The organism is Arthrobacter methylotrophus (genome assembly GCF_039539965.1).
Taxonomy (GTDB): domain Bacteria; phylum Actinomycetota; class Actinomycetes; order Actinomycetales; family Micrococcaceae; genus Arthrobacter; species Arthrobacter methylotrophus.
The window spans coordinates 1,078,131-1,103,021 of sequence record NZ_BAABED010000001.1 but is presented as its reverse complement, the minus strand read 5'-3'; the positions used below and the strand labels follow the sequence as shown (position 1 = coordinate 1,103,021).

19 protein-coding genes, 1 tRNA gene and 1 pseudogene are annotated in these 24,891 nt (G+C 64.1%); 9 read left to right on the top strand and 12 right to left on the bottom strand.

The genetic code is table 11. The features are described from left to right. Positions 1-9: 9 nt before the first annotated feature. The 8 genes from prmC to argS all read right to left on the bottom strand — a co-directional run bounded on the left by prmC (position 10) and on the right by argS (position 11,130). Positions 10-882, bottom strand: a complete 873-nt coding sequence (prmC, locus tag ABD884_RS05405) for a peptide chain release factor N(5)-glutamine methyltransferase (RefSeq protein ID WP_345039274.1) — start codon at positions 880-882, stop codon at positions 10-12. Positions 883-900: 18 nt separating this feature from the next. Next, the gene (gene prfA / locus ABD884_RS05400; protein WP_028264759.1) at positions 901-1,974 is read right to left on the bottom strand and encodes a peptide chain release factor 1; all 1,074 of its coding nucleotides are present in this window, start codon (positions 1,972-1,974) and stop codon (positions 901-903) included. 179 nt (positions 1,975-2,153) lie between these two features. Then, a complete protein-coding gene (rho, locus tag ABD884_RS05395) occupies positions 2,154-4,280 on the bottom strand; it encodes a transcription termination factor Rho (protein ID WP_345039259.1) in 2,127 nt (708 codons plus the stop codon). 301 nt (positions 4,281-4,581) lie between these two features. Continuing rightward, positions 4,582-5,556 (bottom strand): homoserine kinase, encoded by a 975-nt coding sequence (gene thrB / locus ABD884_RS05390; RefSeq protein WP_345039253.1) that lies wholly within the window; start codon positions 5,554-5,556, stop codon positions 4,582-4,584. 2 nt (positions 5,557-5,558) lie between these two features. Further along, a complete protein-coding gene (gene thrC, locus ABD884_RS05385) occupies positions 5,559-6,665 on the bottom strand; it encodes a threonine synthase (protein WP_345039248.1) in 1,107 nt (368 codons plus the stop codon). Next, complete coding sequence (locus ABD884_RS05380) at positions 6,666-7,988, bottom strand: homoserine dehydrogenase (RefSeq protein ID WP_345039240.1); 1,323 nt, start codon at positions 7,986-7,988, stop codon at positions 6,666-6,668. It lies immediately after the preceding gene. Then, positions 7,981-9,474 carry a diaminopimelate decarboxylase gene (lysA, locus tag ABD884_RS05375; protein ID WP_345039228.1) on the bottom strand — a complete coding sequence of 498 codons (1,494 nt, stop codon included), beginning with the start codon at positions 9,472-9,474 and terminating at the stop codon, positions 7,981-7,983. Before lysA ends, ABD884_RS05380 begins: the two co-directional genes overlap by 8 nt. A gap of 6 nt (positions 9,475-9,480) precedes the next feature. Beyond that, entirely contained in the window at positions 9,481-11,130 is a 1,650-nt protein-coding gene (gene argS, locus ABD884_RS05370; RefSeq protein ID WP_345039219.1) for an arginine--tRNA ligase, read from the bottom strand. A gap of 236 nt (positions 11,131-11,366) precedes the next feature. Here argS and ABD884_RS05365 point away from each other — a divergent pair, with 236 nt between their 5' ends. The 6 genes from ABD884_RS05365 to ABD884_RS05340 all read left to right on the top strand — a co-directional run bounded on the left by ABD884_RS05365 (position 11,367) and on the right by ABD884_RS05340 (position 16,125). Next, positions 11,367-11,786, top strand: coding sequence for an FMN-binding protein (locus ABD884_RS05365; protein ID WP_028264766.1), 420 nt, complete (start codon positions 11,367-11,369; stop codon positions 11,784-11,786). A gap of 5 nt (positions 11,787-11,791) precedes the next feature. Further along, positions 11,792-12,664, top strand: coding sequence for an FAD:protein FMN transferase (locus tag ABD884_RS05360; protein ID WP_345039209.1), 873 nt, complete (start codon positions 11,792-11,794; stop codon positions 12,662-12,664). Continuing rightward, positions 12,661-14,181: an FAD-dependent oxidoreductase gene (locus ABD884_RS05355; RefSeq protein ID WP_345039204.1), complete on the top strand. Its 1,521-nt coding sequence runs from the start codon at positions 12,661-12,663 to the stop codon at positions 14,179-14,181. Before ABD884_RS05360 ends, ABD884_RS05355 begins: the two co-directional genes overlap by 4 nt. Positions 14,182-14,267: 86 nt before the next feature. Continuing rightward, positions 14,268-14,340 (top strand) — tRNA-Arg (locus ABD884_RS05350). Between the two features lie 397 nt (positions 14,341-14,737). Next, the gene (locus ABD884_RS05345; RefSeq protein WP_345039199.1) at positions 14,738-15,781 is read left to right on the top strand and encodes a M4 family metallopeptidase; all 1,044 of its coding nucleotides are present in this window, start codon (positions 14,738-14,740) and stop codon (positions 15,779-15,781) included. A 32-nt stretch (positions 15,782-15,813) separates the two neighbouring features. After that, on the top strand, positions 15,814-16,125 hold the full coding sequence (locus tag ABD884_RS05340) for a protealysin inhibitor emfourin (protein ID WP_345054584.1): 312 nt from the start codon (positions 15,814-15,816) through the stop codon (positions 16,123-16,125). Positions 16,126-16,153: 28 nt separating this feature from the next. Here ABD884_RS05340 and ABD884_RS05335 read toward each other — a convergent pair whose 3' ends face one another. Then, positions 16,154-17,122 (bottom strand): GlxA family transcriptional regulator, encoded by a 969-nt coding sequence (locus ABD884_RS05335; protein WP_345039191.1) that lies wholly within the window; start codon positions 17,120-17,122, stop codon positions 16,154-16,156. A gap of 81 nt (positions 17,123-17,203) precedes the next feature. Between ABD884_RS05335 and ABD884_RS05330 the strand changes: the two genes are divergently transcribed. From ABD884_RS05330 to hrpA, 3 genes and pseudogenes are all read left to right on the top strand, one after another. Continuing rightward, on the top strand, positions 17,204-17,371 hold the full coding sequence (locus tag ABD884_RS05330) for a hypothetical protein (protein ID WP_345039186.1): 168 nt from the start codon (positions 17,204-17,206) through the stop codon (positions 17,369-17,371). Positions 17,372-17,439: 68 nt separating this feature from the next. Then, positions 17,440-17,863: pseudogene (locus ABD884_RS26160) on the top strand (hypothetical protein); the annotation flags it as partial. A gap of 60 nt (positions 17,864-17,923) precedes the next feature. Continuing rightward, positions 17,924-21,910, top strand: coding sequence for an ATP-dependent RNA helicase HrpA (gene hrpA, locus ABD884_RS05325; RefSeq protein WP_376954529.1), 3,987 nt, complete (start codon positions 17,924-17,926; stop codon positions 21,908-21,910). A 355-nt stretch (positions 21,911-22,265) separates the two neighbouring features. Here the strand turns inward: hrpA and ABD884_RS05320 are convergent, their stop codons facing one another. The 3 genes from ABD884_RS05320 to ABD884_RS05310 form a co-directional block, all read right to left on the bottom strand. Continuing rightward, the gene (locus ABD884_RS05320) at positions 22,266-22,694 is read right to left on the bottom strand and encodes an HIT family protein (protein WP_345039173.1); all 429 of its coding nucleotides are present in this window, start codon (positions 22,692-22,694) and stop codon (positions 22,266-22,268) included. Next, on the bottom strand, positions 22,691-23,869 hold the full coding sequence (locus ABD884_RS05315; RefSeq protein ID WP_345039168.1) for an NAD(P)-dependent alcohol dehydrogenase: 1,179 nt from the start codon (positions 23,867-23,869) through the stop codon (positions 22,691-22,693). Before ABD884_RS05315 ends, ABD884_RS05320 begins: the two co-directional genes overlap by 4 nt. A gap of 91 nt (positions 23,870-23,960) precedes the next feature. Continuing rightward, complete coding sequence (locus ABD884_RS05310) at positions 23,961-24,815, bottom strand: sulfurtransferase (RefSeq protein WP_345039163.1); 855 nt, start codon at positions 24,813-24,815, stop codon at positions 23,961-23,963. Positions 24,816-24,891 lie beyond the last annotated feature (76 nt).

The following is a 24,891-nucleotide window of genomic DNA, read 5'->3' as shown; positions in this document are numbered from 1 at the left end:
GCTATTCTTTCATTTCCCGGAGGCAGCAATTGCCAACACTGCGCTCGTGGCACGTTCCTTGCCGTTGAGATCGATATGGGTGGTGACTTTCGTCCAGCAGCCGGCGGCCTTGAGATGTTCGGAAATCCACCTTGCCTGCACCTCGGCGTGCTCCATCACGAAGAAGCCGCCGCCTTTGAGGAGCCGCGCAGCCGAGGCGACAGCCGCCGTCGGGAGCTCCATTCCGTCCGCTCCCCCGCCGTAGAGAGCCTCGGGCGGATCGTGCAGTGCCACTTCAGGTTCGTTCGGAATCGCCGCGGCGGGAATGTAGGGCGGGTTGGAAACGACGACGTCAAAGGTTCCGTCGTGCTCGGGCAAGGCATTTCGGAGGTCGCCTTGCACGAGCTTCACGCCAAGGGGCTTCAAATTCTTCGTGGCCCAGGCGTGGGCAAACGTGCTGAACTCCACGGCGTGGACCTCGGCTCCGGGCACCTCTTGGGCAATCGAGCCGGCAATCGCACCGGAACCGGTGCCAAGATCGACAACTTTCGGGTGTGGGATTCCCTGGAGGTGGTCAATGACCAGCTGGACCACCGACTCGGTTTCGGGCCTCGGAATGAACACGCCCGGCCCCACGGCGAGCGTGAGGTAGCGGAAGTGCGCGACGCCGGTAATGTGCTGCAGTGGAACGCGCTGTGCGCGCTCGGCCACCAAGTCAGCGTAGCCTTCGGGGGCTGCGGAATCGCCGAGCAGCATGGCACGCAGCCGCCCCAAGCCGACACCCAGGAGATGTTCGGCGAGGAGCTCCGCGTCCACGCGCGGAGTAGGGACTCCGGCGTCGGACAGGATAGTGGTTGCCTCACGGACGGCGTCGGCGAGGCTTTGGCCAGGGAAGAGCGTCATGGGGATCCTTGCAGGCTGTTACTCGCCCAGGGCGTCCAGGCGCGACTGTTCGTCCATTTCGATGGCCGATTGGATGACCGGCTCGAGGTCACCGTTCATGACAGCGTCCAGGTTATAGGCCTTGTAGCCGGTACGGTGGTCGGCAATCCGGTTTTCCGGGAAGTTGTAGGTGCGAATACGCTCCGAACGGTCCATGGTGCGGATCTGCGACTTGCGCTGGGCAGAGTTTTCGGCGTCGATCTGTTCCTGCTGATGGGCGAGGATGCGGGCACGGAGGACCCGCATGCCGGCTTCACGGTTCTGCAGCTGGGACTTTTCGTTCTGCATGGCGACGACGATGCCAGTCGGTAGGTGGGTAATGCGGACTGCCGAGTCGGTGGTGTTGACGGACTGGCCGCCAGGACCGGAGGACCGGTAGACGTCGATTTTGAGGTCGTTCTGGTTGATCTCGAGCTCTTCGGGCTCATCCACTTCCGGAAGCACCAGTACGCCGGCAGCCGAGGTGTGGATGCGGCCCTGCGACTCCGTGACAGGAACACGCTGAACACGGTGCACGCCGCCCTCGAACTTCAGCCGGGCGTACACGCCTTCAGCGGGATCGTTCGAGTTGCCCTTGACGGCCATCTGGACGTCCTTGTAACCGCCCAGATCAGATTCCGTGGCTGAGATGAGCTCGGTCTTCCAGCCCCGCGACTCCGCATAGCGCATGTACATCCGGAGCAGGTCCCCGGCAAAGAGCGCAGCTTCGTCGCCGCCTTCGCCGCCCTTGACCTCAAGAATGACGTTACGTGCGTCGTCAGGATCGCGCGGGATCAGCAAGCGGCGCAATTTCTCCTGCGCTGCCGGAAGCTTCGCCTCGATTTCGTCCACCTCAGCAGCAAATTCGGCGTCCTCGGAAGCCATTTCCTTTGCCGCTTCAAGATCGTCCATGAGTCCGCGCCAACGGTTGTACGCCTCCACGATGCCCTGCAACTGCGCAGAACGCCGTCCCAGCTTGCGGGCCAACGCCTGGTCGGCATAAACGGCAGGATCACTCAACTGCGCCTGAATAGCAGCATGCTCATCAAGCAATCCCTGTACGGACTCAAACATTTCTCAACCTCTTTCGACTTGCAACCAAGTCTAATAACTGCAACGCGGGGTCACTTACGGCCCATGCCGATGGCCTGGATGGGCCGTATCTGACCTCGCGTTGCAACGCGAAGGGGCGGGGGCAGAACATCCGCGCGGCACCAACCGCACGAACGAGCCACCGCCCGCCCCTAAAACAGTTACTTGTCGTTATCCGACTTAGCTCCAAGAGTCGTCTTCTGTACCTGCATCAGGAATTCGACGTTGCTCCCGGTCTCCCGGATCTTGTTGGTCAGGAGTTCAAGGCTCTGCTGGGTCTCGAGTCCGGACAGGACGCGGCGCAGCTTCCACATGATCTTGACTTCTTCAGGCGAAAGCAGGTTCTCTTCGCGACGGGTACCCGAAGCGTTCACGTCCACTGCGGGGAAGATGCGCTTGTCCGCCAACTGGCGGGACAAGCGGAGCTCCATGTTGCCCGTGCCCTTGAACTCTTCGAAGATGACCTCGTCCATCTTGGAACCGGTCTCCACGAGGGCCGTTGCCAGGATGGTGAGCGAGCCGCCGTTTTCGATGTTGCGCGCAGCTCCGAAGAAGCGCTTCGGCGGATAGAGCGCGGCGGAGTCGACACCACCGGACAGGATGCGGCCCGAGGCCGGTGCTGCCAGGTTGTAGGCGCGGCCCAGACGGGTCATGGAATCCAGGAGGACCACCACGTCCATGCCCATTTCCACAAGGCGCTTGGCCCGTTCGATAGACAGCTCGGCCACCGTTGTGTGGTCATCGGCCGGACGGTCGAAGGTGGAGGCAATGACCTCACCCTTGACCGTGCGCTGCATGTCGGTGACTTCTTCGGGACGTTCGTCAACCAACACCATCATGAGGTGGACCTCAGGGTTGTTGGTGGTGATCGCGTTGGCGATGGACTGCAGGATGAGCGTCTTTCCCGCCTTGGGCGGGGAGACAATCAGGCCACGCTGGCCCTTGCCGATCGGGGCCACAAGGTCGATGACGCGCGGGCCGATCTTCTTGGGATCCGTTTCGAGGCGCAAGCGCTCGGACGGGTAGAGCGGGACGAGCTTGGCGAATTCGACACGGTCCTTAAGCTCTTCCGGCGTCTTGCCGTTGACCGAGGTCACGCGGACCAGCGCGTTGAACTTCTGACGCGCGGACTGCTGGTTACGATCCTCGCCGTCACGCGGGGCGCGGATTGCGCCGACGACGGCGTCGCCCTTGCGCAGGTTGTACTTCTTGACCTGGGCGAGGGACACATACACATCGTTGGCACCGGGAAGGTAACCGGAAGTGCGGATGAACGCGTAGTTCTCCAATACATCCAGGATCCCGGCAACAGGAAGCAGGACGTCGTCCTCTGTCACCTCCACGTCGTCGACGTCGGGACCCTGGCCCCGGCCGCGGCGGCGTTCGTTGCGGTCGCGGAAGCGGTCGCTGCGGGTATTTCCCTCGCGGTTGTCGCGGTTGTCACGGTTGTCCTGCGGACCCGGACGGTCGTTGCGGTCGCGGCGGTTGCGACGGTTGCGGCGGTTGCCGGTGTCATCGCCGTCGTTGTCTTCGCGCCGTGTACGGGTATTGTCGCGGCGTTCGCGCTGGGCGGGTTCGCCTGCCTCGACCGACGCCTGCTCGCCCTGGCGGGGCTGTGCTTGACGCTGTTCGGCCTGACGCTGATCACCACGGGGTTGTTCAGTGCGAGCCTGTTCAGTGCGAGGCTGCTCGGCCTGCTCCTCAGTGCGGGGCTGTTCAGCCTGGGGCTGCTCAGTGGCTTCCACGGCCTCCGCGGGAGCGGCCGCGGTCTCGCTACGACGACGGTTCCGCGTGCGGGGCTGGCGGCGTTCGCCGACAGTCTCGCCGGCTTCGGCGACGGGCACTGCGGGAGTCTCGGGGGCGGCGGGAGCCTCGCCGGTTTCCGTCGCAGCGGGAGCAGCAACGACCCCGTCGCTCGTGGCGCGACGGCTTCGGCCACGCCCACGTGCCCGGGTGCCTTCCTCTGCCGGAGCTTCGGTGGTCTCTACGGCCGGTGCGGCCGAGGCCTCAACTGCCGGGGCCGCCGACCGTGCGGACTTTGCCGCTACGGCTTTGGCCGCTGTAGGAGCCTTGCTGGTGGTTGCACCGGCACGGTGGGCGGAAATAGCCGAAACCAAGTCCCCCTTGCGCATCCGCGATCCGCCCGAAATGCCCAGCTGACTGGCCAAAGCCTGGAGCTGCGCGAGCTTGAGGCCTGCAAGGCCGCTGCTCTTGGCGGTTGCGGCCGTTGACTCAGCTGCAGAAGATATTGTGTCCACAGCTGAAGCCAGCTCAGTGGTTTCTGTCACGAAGGATCCTTCCCCCTCGACGGCGTCCAGACCTAGAGCTGGACGCGATGATTTGTTCTGGACTGCAGTTCAGATCTGCAGCCGTGATTTCGGTCTTGCCGTTTTAGTTTCAGCAGGGCCGGATACTGATACGTCTTCGATGCTCCGGCGGGCGGGGCGCGGGCTGACGGTCCGGTTGACACATAGGTTTCTGTGGCACCTGCGACAGGCCGATAAGGAGACGACACCGGCAGACTTCGGCACAGTAGAAGACGGGAACGGCATTAAGCCGGGATCCAATGTCAGGGAACTGCCCGCGATGCTACCGCCGGTGCAAGTCCACTCTAGCACCTTCGACGTCCACTGCCAGTGTCATCACACGCCAAGCAGCCTCCGGAGTGTTGTCCGCGGTGAAAGTGGCAATCAATTCGGCAATCACCCCGGCTTCGTCGGCGCCGTTGGCCAATACCAGGACCGTGGGTCCCGCTCCGGAAACAACGGCCGCATGGCCTGCGGCCCGCAGTGCCGCAATCAGGGCCGCGCTAGGCCGCATAGCCTCGGCGCGGTAGCTCTGGTGCAGGTAGTCCTCGGTTCCGGAAAGCAGGAAACGGGGATCCGCCGTCAACGCATGGATCAGGAGCGCCGCACGTCCTGAATTCATGGCTGCCGCGTGATGGCCGATTGATGCCGGGAGCAGACCTCGGGCCGTCTCAGTGGACAGTTCGTAATCAGGTACAGCGACGATGGGGATGACGGACGGGACTACCTCTGCGCGGGTGCTGCTGTACTGCTCGCTGTCCTGCCATGACAAGGCCAGTCCGCCGAAAATCGCCGGTGCGACGTTGTCCGGATGGCCTTCCATCTCACTCGTGAGCTGCAGAATCCACTCGCGGTCGCGCTGGGCGGATTCGGGCACCAAAGCGTTCGCCGCAATCACGGCAGCAACCACTGCGGATGCAGAGGAACCGAGTCCACGTCCGTGCGGATTAACGTTGTCCGCCGTGATCTTCAATCCGTTGTGCCGGAAGCCAAGGCGCTCCAACGCCGTGTTGATGGCACGGACCACCAGATGGCTGGCATCGCGAGGGAGGGTGTCGGCCCCCTCACCGGAAAGCTCGAACTCGAGCTCTCCGGTGGTGAGTGTCTCGACGGTCAGGGTGTCGTAGATCGACAATGCGAGACCGAGGCTGTCATAACCGGGGCCCAGGTTGGCGCTGGTACCCGGGACCCGGACGGTGAGCTGCTGGCCTGCCGCGACCAGCTTAAGGCCGGTCGCGGTGGGATGGGTGGTTTCCACTCTTAGTTTTCTTCCAGTCCCAGCTCGGATGCCACGGTCACGACGTCGTTGGGTACCTTGACCGGCTGGACCTCGCTGCCGTCTTCGGTGCGGAGGGCCCATTGCGGGTCCTTGAGGCCATGTCCGGTGACCGTGATGACGATCGTTTTGCCGGCGGGAACCTCGCCTGCGGCATGCTTCTTGATGAGGCCGGCAACGCCCGCCGCGGAGCCGGGTTCCACGAAGACGCCTTCCTTGGCGGAAAGCCAGCGGTGGGCCTCAAGGATCTGCTCGTCAGTCACGGCGTCGATGAAGCCACCGGATTCATCGCGTGCCGCGATGGCCGTGTCCCAGGACGCCGGGTTGCCGATGCGGATGGCCGTGGCGATCGTATCCGGCTCGGTGATGGGGTGGCCTGCCACGAACGGCGCCGCACCTGCTGCTTGGAATCCCCACATGGCCGGCGTCTTGGTGGAGACGGCGGGAAGTGTTCCAGCGGTCGCGGACTCGAACGGCGCCGAATACTCCTTGTAGCCCTTCCAGTAAGCGCTGATGTTACCCGCGTTGCCGACCGGCAGGATGTGGATGTCCGGGGCGTCGCCGAGTACGTCGACGATTTCGAAGGCACCGGTCTTCTGGCCCTGGATACGGGCCGGGTTGACCGAGTTCACCAGGAACACGGGGTAGGCGTCACCAAGCTTGCGGGCGATGTCCAGGCAGTCGTCGAAATTCCCGTCCACCTGCAGGAGCGTGGCGCCGTGCGCGATCGCTTGGCTGAGCTTACCCATGGAGATCTTGCCTTCGGGAACCAGTACCGCACATTTCAGGCCAGCGGCCGTGGCGTAGGCGGCGGCGGAGGCCGAGGTGTTGCCCGTCGAGGCGCAGACAACGGCCTTCGCGCCTGCTTCCACAGCTGCCGTCATGGCCATGGTCATCCCGCGGTCCTTGAAGGAACCGGTGGGATTCATACCTTCCACCTTCAAGTACACGGTGGATCCCGTGAGCTCGGAAAGCTTCTGCGCGTAGACGAGCGGAGTACCGCCCTCACCGAGGGTAATGACCTTCGTGGCTTCCGTTACAGGCAAACGATCAGCGTATTCGCGGATGACTCCGCGCCATTGGTGAGCCACTTAGACCCCTTCTACCCGCAGGACGGATGTTACGGAATTGATAACGTCCAGGCCCTTGATGGCCTCGACGGTAGCCGCGAGTGCGGCTTCGGATGCGCGGTGGGTGACGATCTTCAGCTCGGCCGACTCAACCCTCGAGGCGGCGTCGCGGTGGATCGTCTGGCGCATGATTTCGATCGATACGCCGTGCTCCGCGAAGATATGGGTGATCCGGGCCAGCACCCCGGCCTGGTCTGCAACGTCGAGGCCTATGTAGTAGCTCGTGGTGGAGGCATTGATCGACAGTGCGGGAACGTACCCCGTGGTGGTCTCGGTACGGCCCGGGCCACCCAGCACCACGCGGCGGGCAGCCGAGACCAGGTCGCCCAGCACGGCAGACGCCGTCGGAGTGCCCCCCGCGCCCTGGCCGTAGAACATCAGTTCACCCGCGTTTTCGGCCTCGATGAAGACTGCGTTGAAAGCGCCGCGAACGGCAGCAAGCGGGTGTTCCCGCGGCAGGAGGGTGGGATGGACGCGGACGGATACGCCCTCTCCCCCGCCGTCCTTTGCATTGTTGATCTTCTCGGCGATAGCGAGCAGCTTGATGACAAATCCGGCTTCCTTCGCCGCCGCGATATCCGCTGCGCTGACCTTCGTGATGCCTTCACAGTAGACGTCTTCGAGAGCGAAGCGGGTGTGGAAAGACAACGATGCGAGGATGGCGGCCTTGGCTGCGGCATCGTAGCCTTCGACGTCGGCGGTGGGATCGGCTTCCGCGTAACCGAGCCGCTGCGCTTCAGCGAGGGCATCGGCGAACTGCGCCCCCGTGCTGTCCATTTGGTCCAGGATGAAGTTGGTGGTGCCGTTCACGATGCCCAGGACCCGGGTGATGCGGTCGCCGGAGAGGCTGTCGCGTATGGGACGCAGGATCGGAATGGCTCCGGCGACGGCGGCTTCGTAGGAGAGCTGGACGCCGGCCTTGTCGGCCTCTTCGTACAGGGTGGGGCCGTCCTGCGCCAGGAGTGCCTTGTTGCCGGTCACGACGCAGGCGCCATTCTGCATGGCGGTCAGGATAAGTGACCTGGCCGGCTCGATGCCGCCCATGAGCTCGATCACGAGATCGGCGTCCTTGACGAGGGTGTCGGCGTCCGTGGTGAACAGTTCCCGGGGCAGCTCGACGTCGCGCTCCGAATCAAGGTTGCGCACGGCGATTCCGGACAACTCCAGGCGCGCACCGCTGCGGGCCGCAAGGGCGTCAGCGTCGTCAAGGAGAATCCGCGCTACCTGGGCTCCCACGTTGCCACAGCCCAGCAGGGCCACCTTCAGGGTTCGCACTTCAGACATTCGCCACTCCCATGTCGCGGTTCAAGAGATCTTCTTCGGTTTCCCCGCGGACAATCAGCCGGGCGGCTCCGTTGCGCACAGCGACAACGCCAGGCCTGGCCAGATAGTTGTAGTTGCTTGAGAGGGCCCAGCAGTAAGCGCCGGTCCCCGGTACAGCGAGCAGATCACCGGCTGCCACGTCTTCGGGCAGATATACATCTCTAACAACTATGTCGCCGCTCTCGCAATGTTTGCCCACTACTCGGGACAGTTGCGGAGCCGCGTCAGAAGTCCGCGAGGCGACAATGGCCGAATAATCCGCGTCGTACAGCACCGGACGGGGATTGTCGCTCATGCCGCCGTCCACCGACACATAGCGGCGGGGGAACGTAACGTTATGGTCGCGACCAGCCTCACCAAGCGCGTCTGCGGGCACATCCACGCGCACTGTCTTCAAGGTCCCGACTTCGTACAAGGTGAAGGTGGTGGTGCCCACGATTGCGCGGCCCGGTTCGATCGAGATACGCGGCGGGGTGATGTCCAGCTCGGCGCACTTGGAGCGTACGACGGCGGCCATCGCCTGCGCGATCTCCGCTGGCGGGCGCGGGGTGTCGACCGGGGTGTAGGCAATGCCGTAGCCGCCGCCCAGATCCAGTTCCGGCAAAACGATGGAGTACTTCGCTCGCATCTCGGCCAGGAAGTCCAGCAGCTTCTCGGCCGCCAGGGCGAAGCCGTCCGGCTCGAAGATCTGGGAGCCGATGTGGCAATGCAGGCCAAGAAGTTCCACGTTGGAGTAGGAAGTTGCCGCGGCGACGGCTTCTTCGGCGGCCGAGAGTCCTGCTGCCTCGCCGGAGTCCTCGGCCATGGAAAGTCCGAACTTCTGGTCTTCGTGGGCCGTGGCAATGAATTCGTGGGTGTGTGCGTGGACCCCGGGAGTCAACCGCAACATGACCTTAGCCGTGTCGCCGCGGCCGGAGGCGATCTTGGCCACACGCTCAAGTTCGTCGAGGCTGTCCACCACAATGCGGCCGAGCTTCATGTCCAGTGCCCGGTTGATCTCGGCGTCGGATTTGTTATTGCCGTGCAGGCCCAAATTCGCGCCGTCGATGCCGACCCGGGCCGCGACGGCGAGTTCCCCGCCGGAACAGGTGTCCAGCCGGAGGCCTTCCCCGGCCACCCAGGCGGCCACGGCAGTGCACAGGAAGGACTTTCCGGCGTAGTAGACGTCCACTCCCCCGCAAATGTCGGCAAAGGCCGCGTCGAAGGCGTCCTTGAAAGAGCGCGCACGGGCACGGAAATCGCCCTCGCTCATGACGAACAGCGGGGTGCCGAACTGCTCCTTGAGCTCCCGGACGGGAACACCGTCAATGGCGAGTTCGCCGTCGTCGTTCCGCTGGACGCCCGCGGCCCACATCGGCGCGTGAAGCGCGTTCAGGTCCTCCGGCACGGCAAGCCACCCGGGGGCAAGCGGTGAGGCTGAGGTGCTGTTATTGGTGTTACTCTGCACGCCAGGTCACATCCGTTCCGGGGCTGAGACGCCGAGGAGCTCGAGTCCGTTGGCCAGCACCTGGCTCGTGGCGTCATTGAGCCACAATCGCGTGCGGTTGACGTCCTGCACGGGTTCCTCCCCCAGCGGCGACACACGGCAAGCGTCGTACCAGCGGTGGTAAGCACCGGCGATGACCTCAAGGTGCCGGGCCACACGGTGCGGTTCGCGAAGTTCCGCCGCCTTTGCCACGATGGACGGGTAGCTGCCCAGGTAGGACAGCAGCTCGTTCTCGGTGGCATGGTCCAGCAGGGACGCGTCAAAAGCGCTGTGGTCCACGCCTGCCTCGATTGCGTTGCGCGCGGTTCCACGGGACCGGGCGTGCGCGTACTGCACGTAGAACACCGGGTTTTCGTTGCTGTTCTTTTTCAGCAGCTCCGGATCCAGGGTCAACGGCGAATCGGCGGGGAATCGCGCCAGCGAGTAGCGCACCGCGTCCTTCCCCAACCACTCGATAAGGTCCTTGAGCTCGATGATGTTGCCGGCACGCTTGGACAGCTTGGCGCCGTTGACGGACACCAACTGGCCGATGAGGACCTCGATGTTGACTTCGGGGTCATCGCCCGCACACGCGGCAATGGCCTTGAGCCTGTTGATGTAGCCGTGGTGGTCAGCCCCGAGCAGGTAAATCTTCTCCGTGAAGCCGCGGTCCTTCTTGGACAGGTAGTAGGCGGCGTCGGCTGCGAAATACGTGGGTTCGCCGTTGGCCCGGATCATCACGCGATCCTTGTCATCGCCAAAGTCCGTGGTACGCAGCCAGACCGCTCCGCCGTCGTCGAACACGTGGCCTTGTTCCCGCAGGCGGGCCACCGCGGATTCGATCGCGCCGGCGTCGTGCAGCTCCTGCTCGGAGAAGAAGACATCGAAAGCCACGCCGAACCCGGCCAGGGTGTCCTTGATGTCCTTCATCTGGGCCTGATAGGCGGCCGCGCGGATCACCGGCAGCGCTGCCGCGTCGGTCAGCTCGCGGATTGCCGGGTGGGCGTTGAGGACCTCGTCGCCGAGATCCCGGATGTACTCGCCGGGGTAGCCTCCCTCCGGAACACCGCGCCCGTGCAGTCGGGACAGCACCGAGTTCGCAAAAACATTCATCTGCGAGCCGGCGTCGTTGATGTAATACTCCGCGGTGACGTCCGCACCGGAGGCGCGCAGCACGCGGGCGATGGAATCTCCCAGGGCCGCCCAGCGCGTGTGGCCGATGTGCAGCGGTCCCGTGGGATTGGCAGACACGAACTCCATGTTGACCACGTGACCTGCGAGCGCCTGGTTGGTTCCATAGGAACGTCCGGCCTCAACGATGACTTTGGCTAGTGCGCCGGAGGCGGCAGCGTCCACGGTGATGTTGAGGAAGCCCGGGCCCGCGATGTCCACGGCTGTGACGCCGTCGATCTCCTCGAGGCGCTTGCTGAGGATCGCTGCGAATTGACGGGGATTGGTCCCGGCATGCTTGGCCAACTGCAAGGCAATGTTGGTGGCCCAGTCGCCGTGCTCCCGGTTCTTGGGTCGCTCCACGCGCACGTCCTCTGGGAGGGCAGATTCAGAAAGCGCAAGCTCGCCGGCGGCGACAGCGTCTTTCAAGCAAGCGGATATGGCGGCAGAGAGTTCTTCGGGAGTCACCCGTCTAGCCTACCGGTGGGGCTTGCCAGTGGTGGAATTCCGGTGCTTAGTAATGCGTACACGCGGGCACCAGCGCGCACCCAGCGGGCGCTCAGCTTGAGCCGCTAGAGCTCCCAGACTGAACCGATAGGCTGAAATCAACGTCAAAGGTGTGATCGGCCCACGGCCCAGACCAATGTGCATTGACCACTTTTTCTTGTCCAGTTGAGACGAGTCCAGTTGAAACGAGCAGAACCATGACTACGCCACTCCGCAAGAGCCTTCTGGTGGGCGCCGCCGGCCTTTCCTTGGCCAGTTCGGTGGCCGCTTGTGCCCCGTCGGCCCAAGGCAGCACTCCGCAAAAGACTTCGACGATATCCGGCCCGTACAAGGACGGCACATACAGTGCGGACGGTGACTATATTTCGCCCAACGGCGGTGAAACCGTGGGCGTCCAGCTGACCTTGGCCGGTAGCGCTGTTTCCGCGGTTGACATCACGGTCCATGCCAACAACCCGAACACCAAGGAGTTCCAGGGCGAGTTCAAGAACGGCATCGCCGCGCAGGTGGTCGGCAAGAAACTGGACGAGATCAACGTCTCAAAAGTAGCTGGCTCCTCCCTGACCAGCGAAGGATTCAACAAGGCCGTGGAAACCATTAAGGCCGAGGCCAAATAGCCGCCATGCCGCACCAGGACTGGAGCGGTTTCAGCTTCGACGGTATCGGGACCAGATGGGAGATTTCGACGCCGGAGCCGCTCGGTAACGCGGTCCGACGCAGGCTGCGGGAGGTCGTGGAGGACTACGACCGAAACTATTCGCGTTTCCGCGCCGACTCCGTGGTCGCCGGCCTTGCCCGGGAAGCCGGAACGGTGACCCTCCCATCAGGGGCGTCCGGGCTTGAAGCGCTGTTCCGGAAGTTGTACCGCCTCAGCAGCGGCGCCGTGACGCCACTCATCGGCGGAAGCCTTGAGCAGTTGGGCTACGGCCCTGGCTATGCTTTGCAAGCTCTCGGCGATCCGGTGCCCGCGCCGCGTTGGGAAGACGTCCTGGTATGGAACGGGACACAGGTCACCACTTCCGTTCCCTTGGTATTGGACATCGGGGCCGCGGGCAAAGGCCAACTGGTTGACCTCACGGCCGCAGTCCTGCGTTCGACCGGAACCACGGAGTTCCTCGTCGATGCGAGCGGCGACATGCTCCATTCCGGAACCGAACCACTGGGTGTGGCCCTCGAACACCCGTACGACCCCACCCAGGCGATCGGCGTCGTCGAGCTCCACGACGGTGCGCTGTGCGCTTCCGCGGCCAACCGGCGTGCATGGGGCGACGGCCTGCACCATGTCCTCGACGGCGCTACCGGGCGTCCGATCGAGACGGTAGTGGCCACGTGGACCACGGCTGCCACTGCGATGGAAGCCGATGCCTTGGCCACGGCGCTCTTCATGGTGGATCCGACGGTACTCGAGGAAGAATTCGAATTCTCCTGGCTCAAGGTTTATTCGGACGGACACGCCGCCTTTTCGGCCGGCTTCGAAGGGACGTTGTTCACATGATCGCCTTGAAATCGCGAGTGGATGCCTGGCTCGGCCATTTTACGATGTACCGGCTGATCCTCTGGGTCCTGGCGGTGCTTGTCGTCTACAGCATGGTGCTGGATGTCCTCGGCTGGCTGACCTTCGGGCTGCCCGAAATGCTGGTCCACCTCGTTTTGTGCCTGGGATTGACATACGCGTCCGGCCGGCTCGCAGCCATGCTGTTCAGGGTCCGGCCCCATTCGGAGTCGTCACTGATCACCGGCCTCCTGTTGTACTTCCTGTTCTGGCCGACGCAGCTCACTCCCTCGGTCCAGCTCCCCCATCTCGCCGGGGTCGCCTTAGCGTGTGTCGTGGCATCATTCTCCAAATTCGTGCTCGCCTTCCGTGGCCGGCACATCTTCAATCCCGCCGCTGCCGGCGCCTTCGTCGCCGGCCTCACGGGCTTGAACATCGCCACGTGGTGGGCAGCCACTCCGGCCATGCTGTGGCTCCTGGCTCCCGGGGTCCTTCTGGTGCTCTACAGGACGCTGAAGATGCTCATGGCCGGTGCTTTCCTCCTGGTGACGGTGTCCATTGTGGGCACGATACTCCTGCGGAGCGGCATGGCCGCCGGACCGGCCCTGTGGCAGCCGATCTCGCAGCAGCCGCTCTTGTTCTTCGTCGGATTCATGCTCACGGAACCCCTCACTTTGCCTCCCCGACGGTGGCAGCAGGTGGCGCTGGCCGTCGTCGTCGGCGTGTTCTTCGCGGTGCCGTTCAGCCTGGGCGTCGTCGCCAATTCGCCTGAGCTCGCGCTGCTCATCGGGAACCTCCTCGCGTTCCTCGTGGGACAACGGGGCGGGATCATGCTGACGTTCAATGGTTCGCGTCCCCTGACGCCCTTCACTACCGAATTCCGCTTCGAGCCGCAACGGCCCGTTCGTTTCCTCCCGGGGCAGTTCATGGAACTGAACCTCCCGCACTCCCGCCCCGACGGTAAAGGACGGCGGCGGGTCTTCAGCATGACCAGCGCACCGGGCGCGCCCGAGCTGACGTTCGGCGTCGGCACGGCGGAGCCGCACTCGGCGGCGAAGCGTGCGTTGCTCGCGCTTGAGCCCGGCGAGTGCGTTCGTGGCACCGCTGTGGGCGGCGACTTTGTCTTACCGCCCGACGCCGGCAAACCCCTGCTGCTCATCGCGGCGGGAATCGGGATCACGCCCTTCTTGTCCCAGTTGGCATCGCTCGACTCGGAACGACGGGACATCGTGGTGCTCTATCTCGCGCCGAGCGCCGCCGAGCTTGCCGGAAGCGATGTTCTGGCGGCCTCCGGCGCACGGGTCATCGCGCGACTTTCGGACGGTTCCCCGCCGCCGTCGTTCATGCACGACGCCGGGCGGAGCCGCATCGATGGCGACTCCCTGCGGGAGCTCATCCCCGATATCGGCACGCGGGATGTGTACGTCTCGGGGTCACCGGCGAACGTGGACGCCCTGCGCTCTGCCGCCCGCCATGCAGGAGCCCGGCGAATCCGTGTAGACGCTTTCGCGGGCTATTGACGGCTCGCCCCCGCCCGTTTTCCATTGCGGCGCGGTGACCTGCTAAGCTCGTGGACGTCCCTCCGGCAACGGACGGGAGCCCGGATGCCCTCGTAGCTCAGGGGATAGAGCGTCTGCCTCCGGAGCAGAAGGCCGTAGGTTCGAATCCTATCGAGGGCACAATAGAGACCCCGTCAGTTCCTTGAACTGGCGGGGTTTTTACTTGCCTGGCCGCGTTGCCGGGGTATAGGACAAAACGGGCTTAGCGGCCAAAATGTGTGTACAGGATCGGCGTGTCATCTGCGCCCTGGGATCGTCTTCGCTCGGATGTCGGATTCTGCTCCATCATTCGAATGGACAAATTCCGGACCCGCGGACTCACGGGACCGGCAACTTCGGCGAAGAGAATGATCCAGCAAAATCCGACGGCGTCCATAGATCGTCGACCTGGATCTTGTCATGGACCTCCCCGTCGTCGTGATCGCGGACATGCCCCGTCCTGCCGGCTAAAAAGTCGGTGGCCGCTCCTAAGCTGTTCGTACCCGGTCAAAGTCCACCCGGTACGAAGGGGTTCGCCATGATCTGTTCCATCGTTCCGCCCTACATGCTGCGCAGGCTGGCGGCCCACAAAGAGCCCCGCCTGCGGGTCATCGCACGTGCGGCCAAGGAATCCCTGCTGCACATCAAGTCCCTCCAGGCGGTCCGTGCGCTGCCGGTTCCCGTTCCCGCGCCAACAGCGCGCCAGGCCAAGCCGGGACCGCCCAAGCGGACCATTTACGACACCGGTTCCACCGAGGTCCTGCCCGGCAAACCCGTCCGGAGGGAGAACCGCCCGGCCACGGGCGACGCAGCCGTGGATGAAGCGTACGACGCCCTGGGAGAGACCCACGCGCTCTACGCAGAAGCATTCAGCCGCAACTCGATCAACGGCGCCGGCTTGAAGCTCGATGCCACCGTGCACTACGGCGAGCTCTACGACAACGCGTTCTGGAATGGCAGCCAAATGGTCTTTGGAGACGGCGACGGCCAGATCTTCCACAGGTTCACGAAATCACTCAGCGTCGTCGGGCACGAACTGGCACACGGTGTCACCCAGTACACCGCAGCCCTCGCCTACCGGAACCAGGCGGGCGCACTCAACGAGTCCATGTCCGACGTCTTCGGCGTACTTGTCGAGCAACATGCAAAGAAGCAATCTGCCGCCGAGGCCAGCTGGCTGATCGGCGAGGGCTTGTTCACCGACGCCGTTCAGGGCGCCGCCCTCAGGTCAATGAAAGCCCCGGGGAGCGCGTATGACGATGACGTGCTCGGCAAGGATCCGCAACCGGACTCCATGGACAAGTACGTCCGCACCACGGCGGACAACGGCGGCGTCCACATCAACTCGGGCATCCCCAACCGGGCTTTCGCCCTCGTTGCTTTGGCGCTGGGAGGCAATGCATGGGAGGCGCCGGGACACATCTGGTACAACACGCTGACAAACGGCTCCCTACCCGCCACCTGTACCTTCGGGCGCTTCGCAAAGGCCACATTGGCGTCGGCGACGGAGCTGTTCGGCGCGGATTCACCCGAGCATGACGCCGTCCGGAAGGCGTGGGAAACTGTGAAGGTAAAGCTCTAGCTACACCCTCCGGAGCAGTGGAAGCCGCGAACATGAAGATCACCGTCCAGCGCAGCGGCGGCGTCGCCGCGATCACACGCGTCTGGACCGTGGATGCCGCCAGCTCCGAAGACAGGCAGCGCTGGATGCCGATCGTCGAGGCGTGCCCGTGGGACCAGGTATCGTCCCGCAGGCAGGCAAGCCGTCAGTCAGCCACGCAGACGGGCGGGGAAGCCGATCGCTTCGTGTATTCGATTCGTGCAGGCCAGCACCGGGCCATGCTGCCGGAGGCCGCCGTCACCGGGCCGTGGCACACCCTCGTAGAGCATGCCAAGGTCGAGGGCCGGGAGACCCTTCGCCGCTAACGGCGTTTTCACCGAGCTCGTGGCGCGCCTAGCTGGCTTCGGCCAGCTGACCGCGGAAAGCCCTCCTGTACGACTGTGGGCTCGTGTCCAAGACCTTGGCGAAGTGGTGCCGCAGCAGCACTGAATGCCCGAAACCTGCTTCGCGTGCAACCTCGTCAATGTTCAGCTCTGTGGTTTCCAGGAGTTCCTGCGCCCTGAGCACCCGCTGCGAGTTGAGCCAGGCAGCGGGTGTTGCGCCCGTTTCAGCCCGGAAGCGGCGCGCGAAAGTCCGGGCCGACATGTGTAGCCTGGCCGCAAGTTCGTTGACGCTGTGGTCCCGTTCAAGGTTCTCCACCATCCAGCGCAACAGCCCCTCTATCGGCGCGGAGCCGCACGCGGGCATCGGCCGGTCGATGAACTGGGCCTGACCGCCGTCCCGGTGCGGCGGAACCACCATGTCGCGGGCAATCGCTGCTGCCACGTTCGCTCCCAGCTCCACACGGACCAGATGCAGGCAAGCGTCGATGCCGGCTGCGGTGCCCGCGCTCGTGATGATCGTGCCGTCTTGGACATAGAGCACGTTTTCATCCACGTGGACCTCCGGGTACCTGCCCGCCAGATCCTGTGAATAGTGCCAGTGCGTCGTGCATCGGCGCCCATCCAACAGACCCGCCCGGGCAAGTGCGAAAGCCCCGGAACAAATGGACATGACCCACGCCCCGCGCGCATGCGCCGCCCTCAGCGCCTCCAGCGCTGAATCCGGTACATCCTCGTCCCTGCCGTACGGAGCCATGATGACAAGGTCGGCATCGTCCGCGGCCTCCAGCCCAACTCCGACATGCATCGACAAGCCGGATTTCATCTTCACGTCGCCGGGGACCGGCGTGCACACCCTGAAATCAAAGCCAGGAACGCCACTCCCCCGGTCCGAGCGATCAATGCCGAAGACCTCGCAAGCGGTACCGAACTCGAAGATCGAAAAGTTAGGAACAACAATGATTGCTACCGTTTTCAACATAGTTCCAGTGTGGCAGAAAATTGTCTAAATGGTTCATTACTGCCACTGTTTTGTGATCCGTCTCGGGAACACGATGGAGTCATGGAATTCATCGGAGTCTTAGCCTTCATCATCCTCATCGCCACCATCGCCGCTTCCGTCTCAGCAGTCGTTCGGAACGGGCGCGGCCACTCTTACCAAGACCGTTCCGAGCCTTGGACCGCACGGGAACTGCCAAACAACTCCTGCTGGACGCTGCGGGCTTTCTAGGCACCCGGACCCGACTAGCCCCTCGACAGGGACAACTTTTGTCCGTGTCGTGGGCTAGATTCGATCCCATGATCCAAACGTCCGCCAGGCTGCTGCAGTTGCTGTCCTTACTGCAGGTCCGGCATCGATAAACTCCGCAACCTGCGGATATCCCGTGCCTTGCCCGGCATAGCCGGTGGATACCAACTGGGCGCCGGAGCCCAACTCCCTCGCCGTCGCGCTAGGACCGGACTCCGTGACGGCAGGCCCCCCAGCAGCTCTCGGCGGTCTCTGCCGCGATCGCGGACAAGCGGCAACCCAGTTTTGACTACGTCAAGACCGGCGGGGACGCCGGCTGCCGCATAGTCGAGCCGTGCCGGCTGGTGGACAGGGTCCGACGTCGTCGTGCGCCTCCATGCCCCCCTTGGCGAGGTGGCCGCCGTCGTCGGCCCTCAGTTCGCCAGCTTGAGCAACAACGGCGGGAATGCCACCCTGCTCCGTGCCGGCTGGGAAAAGCCGCCGGGAGCCATAAACTGCGAGGCGACGCGCCGCCACAGTAGACTGTCAGCAGCCATGACACTTCATATTTCCTACCCCGCAGAGCTGCCGGTCTCCGAGCGCCGCGAGGACCTGATGGCGGCCATCGCCGCACACCAGGTGACCATCATCGCCGGCGAAACCGGTTCCGGGAAGACCACCCAGATCCCCAAAATGTGCCTGGAACTCGGCCTCGGGGACAAGGGCTTGATCGGCCACACCCAGCCGCGTCGCCTCGCCGCCCGAACCGTCGCCGAACGGATCGCCTTCGAGATGGGCGTGGAGCTCGGGCAGGAAGTGGGCTTCCAGGTCCGCTTCACCGGCGAGGTCAGCAGGGCCACCAAGATCAAGCTCATGACCGATGGCATCCTGCTCGCCGAAATCCAGCGGGACAAGCTGCTGCGCAAGTACAGCACCATCATCATCGACGAGGCACACGAACGCAGCCTTAACATCGACTTCATCCTGGGCTATCTCAAACGGATTCTGCCGCAAAGACCGGACCTGAAGGTCATCATCACCTCCGCCACGATCGACCCCCAGCGTTTCGCGAAGCACTTCGGCAGCGAGGAGGAGCCAGCGCCGATCATCGAGGTTTCAGGGCGCACCTACCCGGTGGAAATCCGTTACCGTCCCCTGTCCCAGCCGGCCGGGGGCCCGGTCGACGGTGACGATGCGGACGCGTCCGACGACGAACTCGAGGAAGACCGCGACCCCCTCGACGCCGTGTGCGACGCCGTCGATGAACTCGCGCTTGAGGCGCCAGGAGATATTCTCGTATTTTTCTCCGGCGAGCGCGAGATCCGCGACGCTGCGGAAGCCCTGAACGGCCGGATCCAAGCCAACCGCAGGCTTGCGGGCACCGAAGTGCTGCCGCTGTTTGCCCGGTTGAGCCTGCAGGAGCAGCACAGGGTCTTCAACCCGGGTGGAAAGCGGCGGATCATCCTGGCCACGAACGTCGCGGAGACCTCCCTGACTGTGCCCGGCATCAAGTACGTCATAGACACAGGTACAGCCCGCATCTCGCGCTACTCGCACCGGACGAAGGTGCAACGCCTGCCGATCGAGCGTGTTTCCCAGGCTTCGGCGAGCCAACGCTCGGGCCGTTGCGGCCGCGTCTCCGAAGGCATCGCCATCAGGCTCTATTCCGAGGAGGACTTCGAGTCCCGCCCCCAGTTCACTGATCCGGAGATCCTGAGAACAAACCTTGCCGCCGTCATCCTGCAGATGACGGCCATGGGCGTGGCCCGCAGCCCCAAGGACATCGAGAACTTTCCGTTCGTTGAGCCACCGGACTCCCGTGCCATCAACGACGGCGTCACGCTGCTGCGCGAACTCGGCGCCTTAAGCGCTGCGCGCACGGGCAACGGCGGCGCTCCCCCAGCCGGCGGCAACGGGCATACCAGCGGCGGCCTGACCGCCGTCGGGCAGAAGTTGGCCCAGCTCCCGGTGGACCCGCGGCTTGGCAGGATGATCGTGGAGGCCGGAAAGCGCGGCTGCGTCAAGGAAGTCATGATCCTCGCGGCGGCTTTGACTATCCAGGATCCGAGAGAGCGCCCCCAGGGGGACGGCTCCGGCAAGCAGCAGCTTGCGGCGGAGAAGCACGCACGTTTCCGGGACGAGAACTCGGACTTCACCGGATTCCTGAACCTGTGGAACTACATCCAGGAAAAGCAGCAAGAACTCTCCTCCACGCAATTCCGCCGGCTGTGCAGGAACGAGTTCATCAACTACCTGCGCGTCCGCGAATGGCAGGACCTCTTCCAGCAATTGCGCCAGCTCGCCAAGCCGCTGGGCATCACTATCGACAACAAGCGCGAAGCCGACCCTGTCGGCAACAACGAGGGAATCCACATCAGCCTGCTCTCGGGACTGCTGAGCCACATCGGCATGCTGGATGAACGCAAGCGCGAATACGCCGGAGCACGCGGCAGCCGTTTCGCCATCTTCCCGGGCTCGGCATTGTTCAAGAAGTCGCCGGCCTTTGTCATGGCCGCGGAATTGGTGGAAACAAGCCGGCTGTGGGCCCGGGTCGCGGCGAAGTTCGATCCCTTGTGGGCCGAACAAGTAGCACCGGACTTAGTGAAGCGCTCCTATAGCGAACCTCATTGGTCCGCCCGGACGGGCTCGGTCATGGCGCACGAAAAGGTCATGCTCTACGGGGTGCCCATCATCCCGAACCGCCGCATCAACTACGGCAGAATCGACCCCGAGCTCTCCCGCGAACTCTTCATCAGGCATGCGCTCGTTGAGGGCGACTGGAAGACCCACCACAAATTCTTCCACCGCAACCGCGCCCTGCTGCATGAGATCGAGGAACTCGAGACTCGCATGCGCCGCCGCGACATCCTGGTGGATGACCACACCCTCTTCGAGTTCTACGACGCCAAAATCGGCGAGGATGTGGTCTCCGAACGCCACTTCGACAAATGGTGGAAGGAAACCCGCCAGCAGAACCCCACCTTGTTGGACTTCGACCAATCGCTGCTCATCAGCGAGGACGCCGAGGCCTTGGATGATTCTGCCTATCCTAAAACCTGGCTGCACAAGGGCTTTGAGCTGCCCCTGAGCTACGAATTCCATCCCGTGGCCCCCGGCTCGCCACCCAATCCCTCGGACGGTGTCACAGCCGAGGTTCCCGTGCTGTTCCTCAACCAGCTCGACGATGCTCCCTTCCGATGGCAGATCCCCGGCCAGCGGGTGGAACTCGTCACGGCGCTGATCAAGTCGCTGCCCAAACACATCCGCAAGAACTTCGTACCGGCCCCGGATGTGGCCCGGCAAGCGGCCGCTGCCCTGGAAGCCGACTTCGATCCTGCCTCGGACGATCTTGAGACCTCGCTCGAGCTGGTGCTGCGCCGCATCCGCGGACACATCATTCCCCCAGGATCGTGGAATTGGGACGCCGTTCCGGCGCACCTGCGCGTCAGCTTCAAGGTAGTGGACAGCCGCGGCAAGGTACTGGACGAAGGCAAGGACCTCGCCGCACTCCAGGAACAACTCGCGCCGGCTACCCGCCGGGCGATTGCCGAATCCCTCGGCGCCACACCCGCGACGACGGCACGCGCCAAGGGTCCGAAGGGCGCCCCAGGTGCCGGATCCCCCGGCGGAAACGGCCGCGGCGGGACGACCCCGCAGTCCGCCGGTTTCCTGTCCGAGCAGTCCGGCCTCACGGCGTGGACCTTCGGCGCTCTTGAACGCCAAGTGACCCGCACCGTGAAGGAGCACGATGTCACGGGTTTCCCCGCTCTCGTCGACGAGGGAAAATCGGTTGCCTTGCAGGTTTTCCAGACCCGTGCGGAGCAAGAGTCAGCCATGCGCGGCGGCGTCATCCGGCTGCTGGCGCTCCGGGTTCCCGCCCCGGACCGCTACGTCCTGGAGCACTTGAACAATACGGAGAAGTTAACCTTCAGCCAGAACCCTCATGGCTCTGTGAGCGCCTTGATTACGGACTGCGTCCTGGCGGCAGTCGACAAGCTGACCCCGGCCGACCTTCCTTGGGACAAGGAAGCGTTCGATGCGCTGTACGAGGTGGTCCGTGCGGAACTGATCGACACCGTCTTCACGGTGACGGCCGTCGTCGAACGCGTTTTGGGGAGCGCCCGGCGGATCGAGAAGCAACTCAAGGGAAGCACGAGCCTCGCCTTGGTCAGTGCCCTCAATGACATGAAGAGCCAGTTGAGGCAACTCGTGTTCCCGGGTTTTGTGGCACAAACGGGCTACGCACAACTGAGTCAATTGCCTCGGTATCTGACCGGAATCGAGAAGCGCCTCGAAAAGCTCCCGAACAACGTCCAGCGGGATGGGTTGAACATGTCCGTTGTGCAGGCTTTGGAAGACGACTACGACGACGCGGTCTCCGCGCTGCTGCCTGGCCGCCGGGCAGGCGCCGAGTTAACACGGGTGCGCTGGATGATCGAGGAACTCCGGGTGAGCCTCTTCGCGGTCGAGCTCGGCACAGCGTACTCGGTCTCGGAAAAGCGCATCCGGACGGTGCTCAACCAGGCGCTGGCGCCGGCCTAGCCGGTACCAGCGTTCACGACGCACCCTCCTGCACAAGATATGTGCAAGAGGGTTTCGGGGTTTTCCACCACAGCTGAGCGAGCGTTTGGGGAAAGGGCGAAAAAGGTGAGCGAGCGTTTGGACCGTTGGTGAGGTGTCGACGTCGACCGCCCACCTCACTCCGCCACCCCCGGGATGTGCCTGCGGGCACCGACGCTCGCTCACCTATCTCGGTCATTCCTTCAACCTTCCTGCACTTATGAGGGTCGCGAGCGAAACCCTCCTGCACAAGATGTGCAAGAGGGTTTCGGGGTTTTCCACCACAGCTGAGCGAGCGTTTGGGGAAAGGGCGAAAAAGGTGAGCGAGCGTCGTGGCTCAGTCCGCTGGAACGAACTCCCCGTGCCCAGCGCCGCGGAGCGCGGCACGGAGCTCCACACCGCTGGCATCCATGATTGCGGGGTCCGGGTGGTGGTCAACGGTTCCGAAGTCGAAATCGGCCAGGGACGTAGCCGGGAACACGTGCACGTGGAAGTGCTCCACTTCGAAGCCCACCACGGAAAGGCCTGCCCTCGGTGCACCGAACGCCTTCACTTGGGCTCGGCCGATTGTCTGCGCAACGGCCATGACTTTGTTGAGAAGCTCGGGGGCGACGTCGGTCCAACGGTCCACCTCCTGGCGGGGTACCACCAAGGCGTGTCCTTGGGTGAGCGGAGCGATGGTCAGGAACGCCACCACGTCGTCATCCTTCCAGACAAAACGTCCAGGGATCTCGCCGTTGATGATCTTGGTAAACAGGGTGCTCATACGTCCGCCTTTTCCGAAGGGGTCTGAAGGGTCTTGGTATCGAGGACGAACCGGTATTTCACGTCGCCCGCAACCATGCGGTCGTAGGCCTCGTCGAGTTGCCGGGCGGTGACCATTTCGATGTCGCTGACCACGCCATGCTCGGCACAAAAATCCAGCATCTCCTGGGTCTCGGCAATGCCGCCGATCAATGATCCCGCGTAGGCGAGCCGGCGCCGGATCAGCGCGCCGGGGCTGACGGGGGGCATCGCCGCGGAAGGCAGCCCCAACTGGAAGAGTGCGCCGTCAAGGCGCAAGGTGCGAAAATACGGATTCAAGTCGTGGGGCGCCGCAACGGTATCGATGATGACGTCGATGGTGCGGTTGGCGTTCTCCATGGCTTCGGGGTCCTTCGAGAGGATCACCTCATCCGCGCCGAGTTCCCTCGCTGCCTCGATCTTGGCATTCGTCGTCGTGAAGACCACCACGTGCGCGCCCATCGCCTTCGCAATCTTGACGGCCATGTGGCCCAGTCCCCCGAGTCCGACGACGCCCACCACGTCCCCTTCCTCGACATCGAAGTAGCGCAGCGGCGAGTAGGTGGTGATACCCGCGCAGAGCAATGGCGCCACTGCGGCCGGGTCAAGGCCTTCGGGCACGCGCAGCACGAAGCGGCGGTCAACCACCACCGAGGTGGAGTACCCGCCCTGCGTAATGGAGTCACCGTTCCGGGGATCCTTGACACCGTAGGTACCCACGTTTCCGCGTTCGCAATACTGCTCCAGGCCATCGAGGCAGCTTTCGCACTCACGGCACGAATCCACCATGCAGCCGACGCCCACCAGGTCACCAGCGGCGAAGTCGTCGACGGCGGAACCCACGCTGCGCACGTGGCCCACGATTTCGTGGCCGGGGACCAACGGATAGCTCTGGGCCCCCCATTCGCCGCGTGTCGCGTGGACATCGGAGTGGCACAGTCCACAAAAATCGATCTCGATCTCGACGTCGTCTTCCTTGGGAACGCGGCGGGCAACGGTCAGCGGGACAAGGCCGCTGACCGCGGACGTGGCGCCGTATGCGGCCACGAGGGTCGGGACGCCGCCCGCAGGTGCTGGCGAGGGGACGGTATCGGCTGCTTCGTCAATCGGGAGGAGCGGCTTGCCAAGGGGCGGCGGAATGGGGCGTCCGGGAGTCATGCTTCGACGCTACCCCTGCGGGCTGATTATTTGCCACTCCGCGCCGCCAGGCGCCGCCTTCACTCCAGATGAGACTCACTCCAACCAAGACTCACTGACCCGGAGTGCCCAGGGGCGCAGCTCCGGTGACCACGGGATTGGAGTCCAGCGAAGACCATTGCGAAAAGGAACCCGGGAACAGTGCCGCCCTGAACCCGGCAATTTCGAGGGCGGCGATTTCGTGGGCAGCCGTAACGCCGGAGCCGCAGTAGACCGCTACCTTGCTGCCCTCGCCGATACCCAGGGCTGCAAATCGGTTGCGGAGCTGGGCTGCACGGAGGAACGTTCCGTCCGGTCCGAGGTTGCCCGCAGTAGGAGCGCTCAACGCGCCCGGAATGTGTCCCGCGCGCGGATCAATAGGTTCGATTTCGCCGCGGTATCGCTCCCCGGCCCGGGCATCGAGAAGAATTCCGTCGTTGTGCCAGTCCGCCGCCTCGTCCATGGTGATGACATCCATGTGGCCGTGTCCAAGCACGACGTCGCCCGGAACCGGTGGTTGCTCGTCCTGCGCCAAGGGGAGGCCGGCCGCGCGCCAGGCGCCCAATCCGCCGTCGAGCAGGAAGACGGAAGGGAAACCGGCGTCCCGGAGCAGCCACCACAACCGCGCCGCCGCAGTGCTCCCGGTGTCGTCGTACGCAACCACGGTATCGCCGTCGTTGATCCCCCAAGCACGCGCGCTTCGCTGCAGGGCGGCGGTGGGCGGCAAAGGGTGCCTGCCCTGGCCCTCGGCTGAGGGATCGGCAAGCTCGTCATGCAAGTCCACATAGACCGCCCCGGGGATATGCGCCTGACGGAAGTGCGAATGGCCGTGCGGATCGCCCAACACCCACCGAACATCGAGCAACACGGTTCGCTTGCCCGCATCCATGCGGTCCTTGAGCGCAGCTACGTCAATGAGGGTGGCCATCGAATCTCCTTCGTTTTGCTTATGGCTACCAAACGACTTCGAGGCAGCTGCCGTGCACCCGCCAAGCGGCTACCAG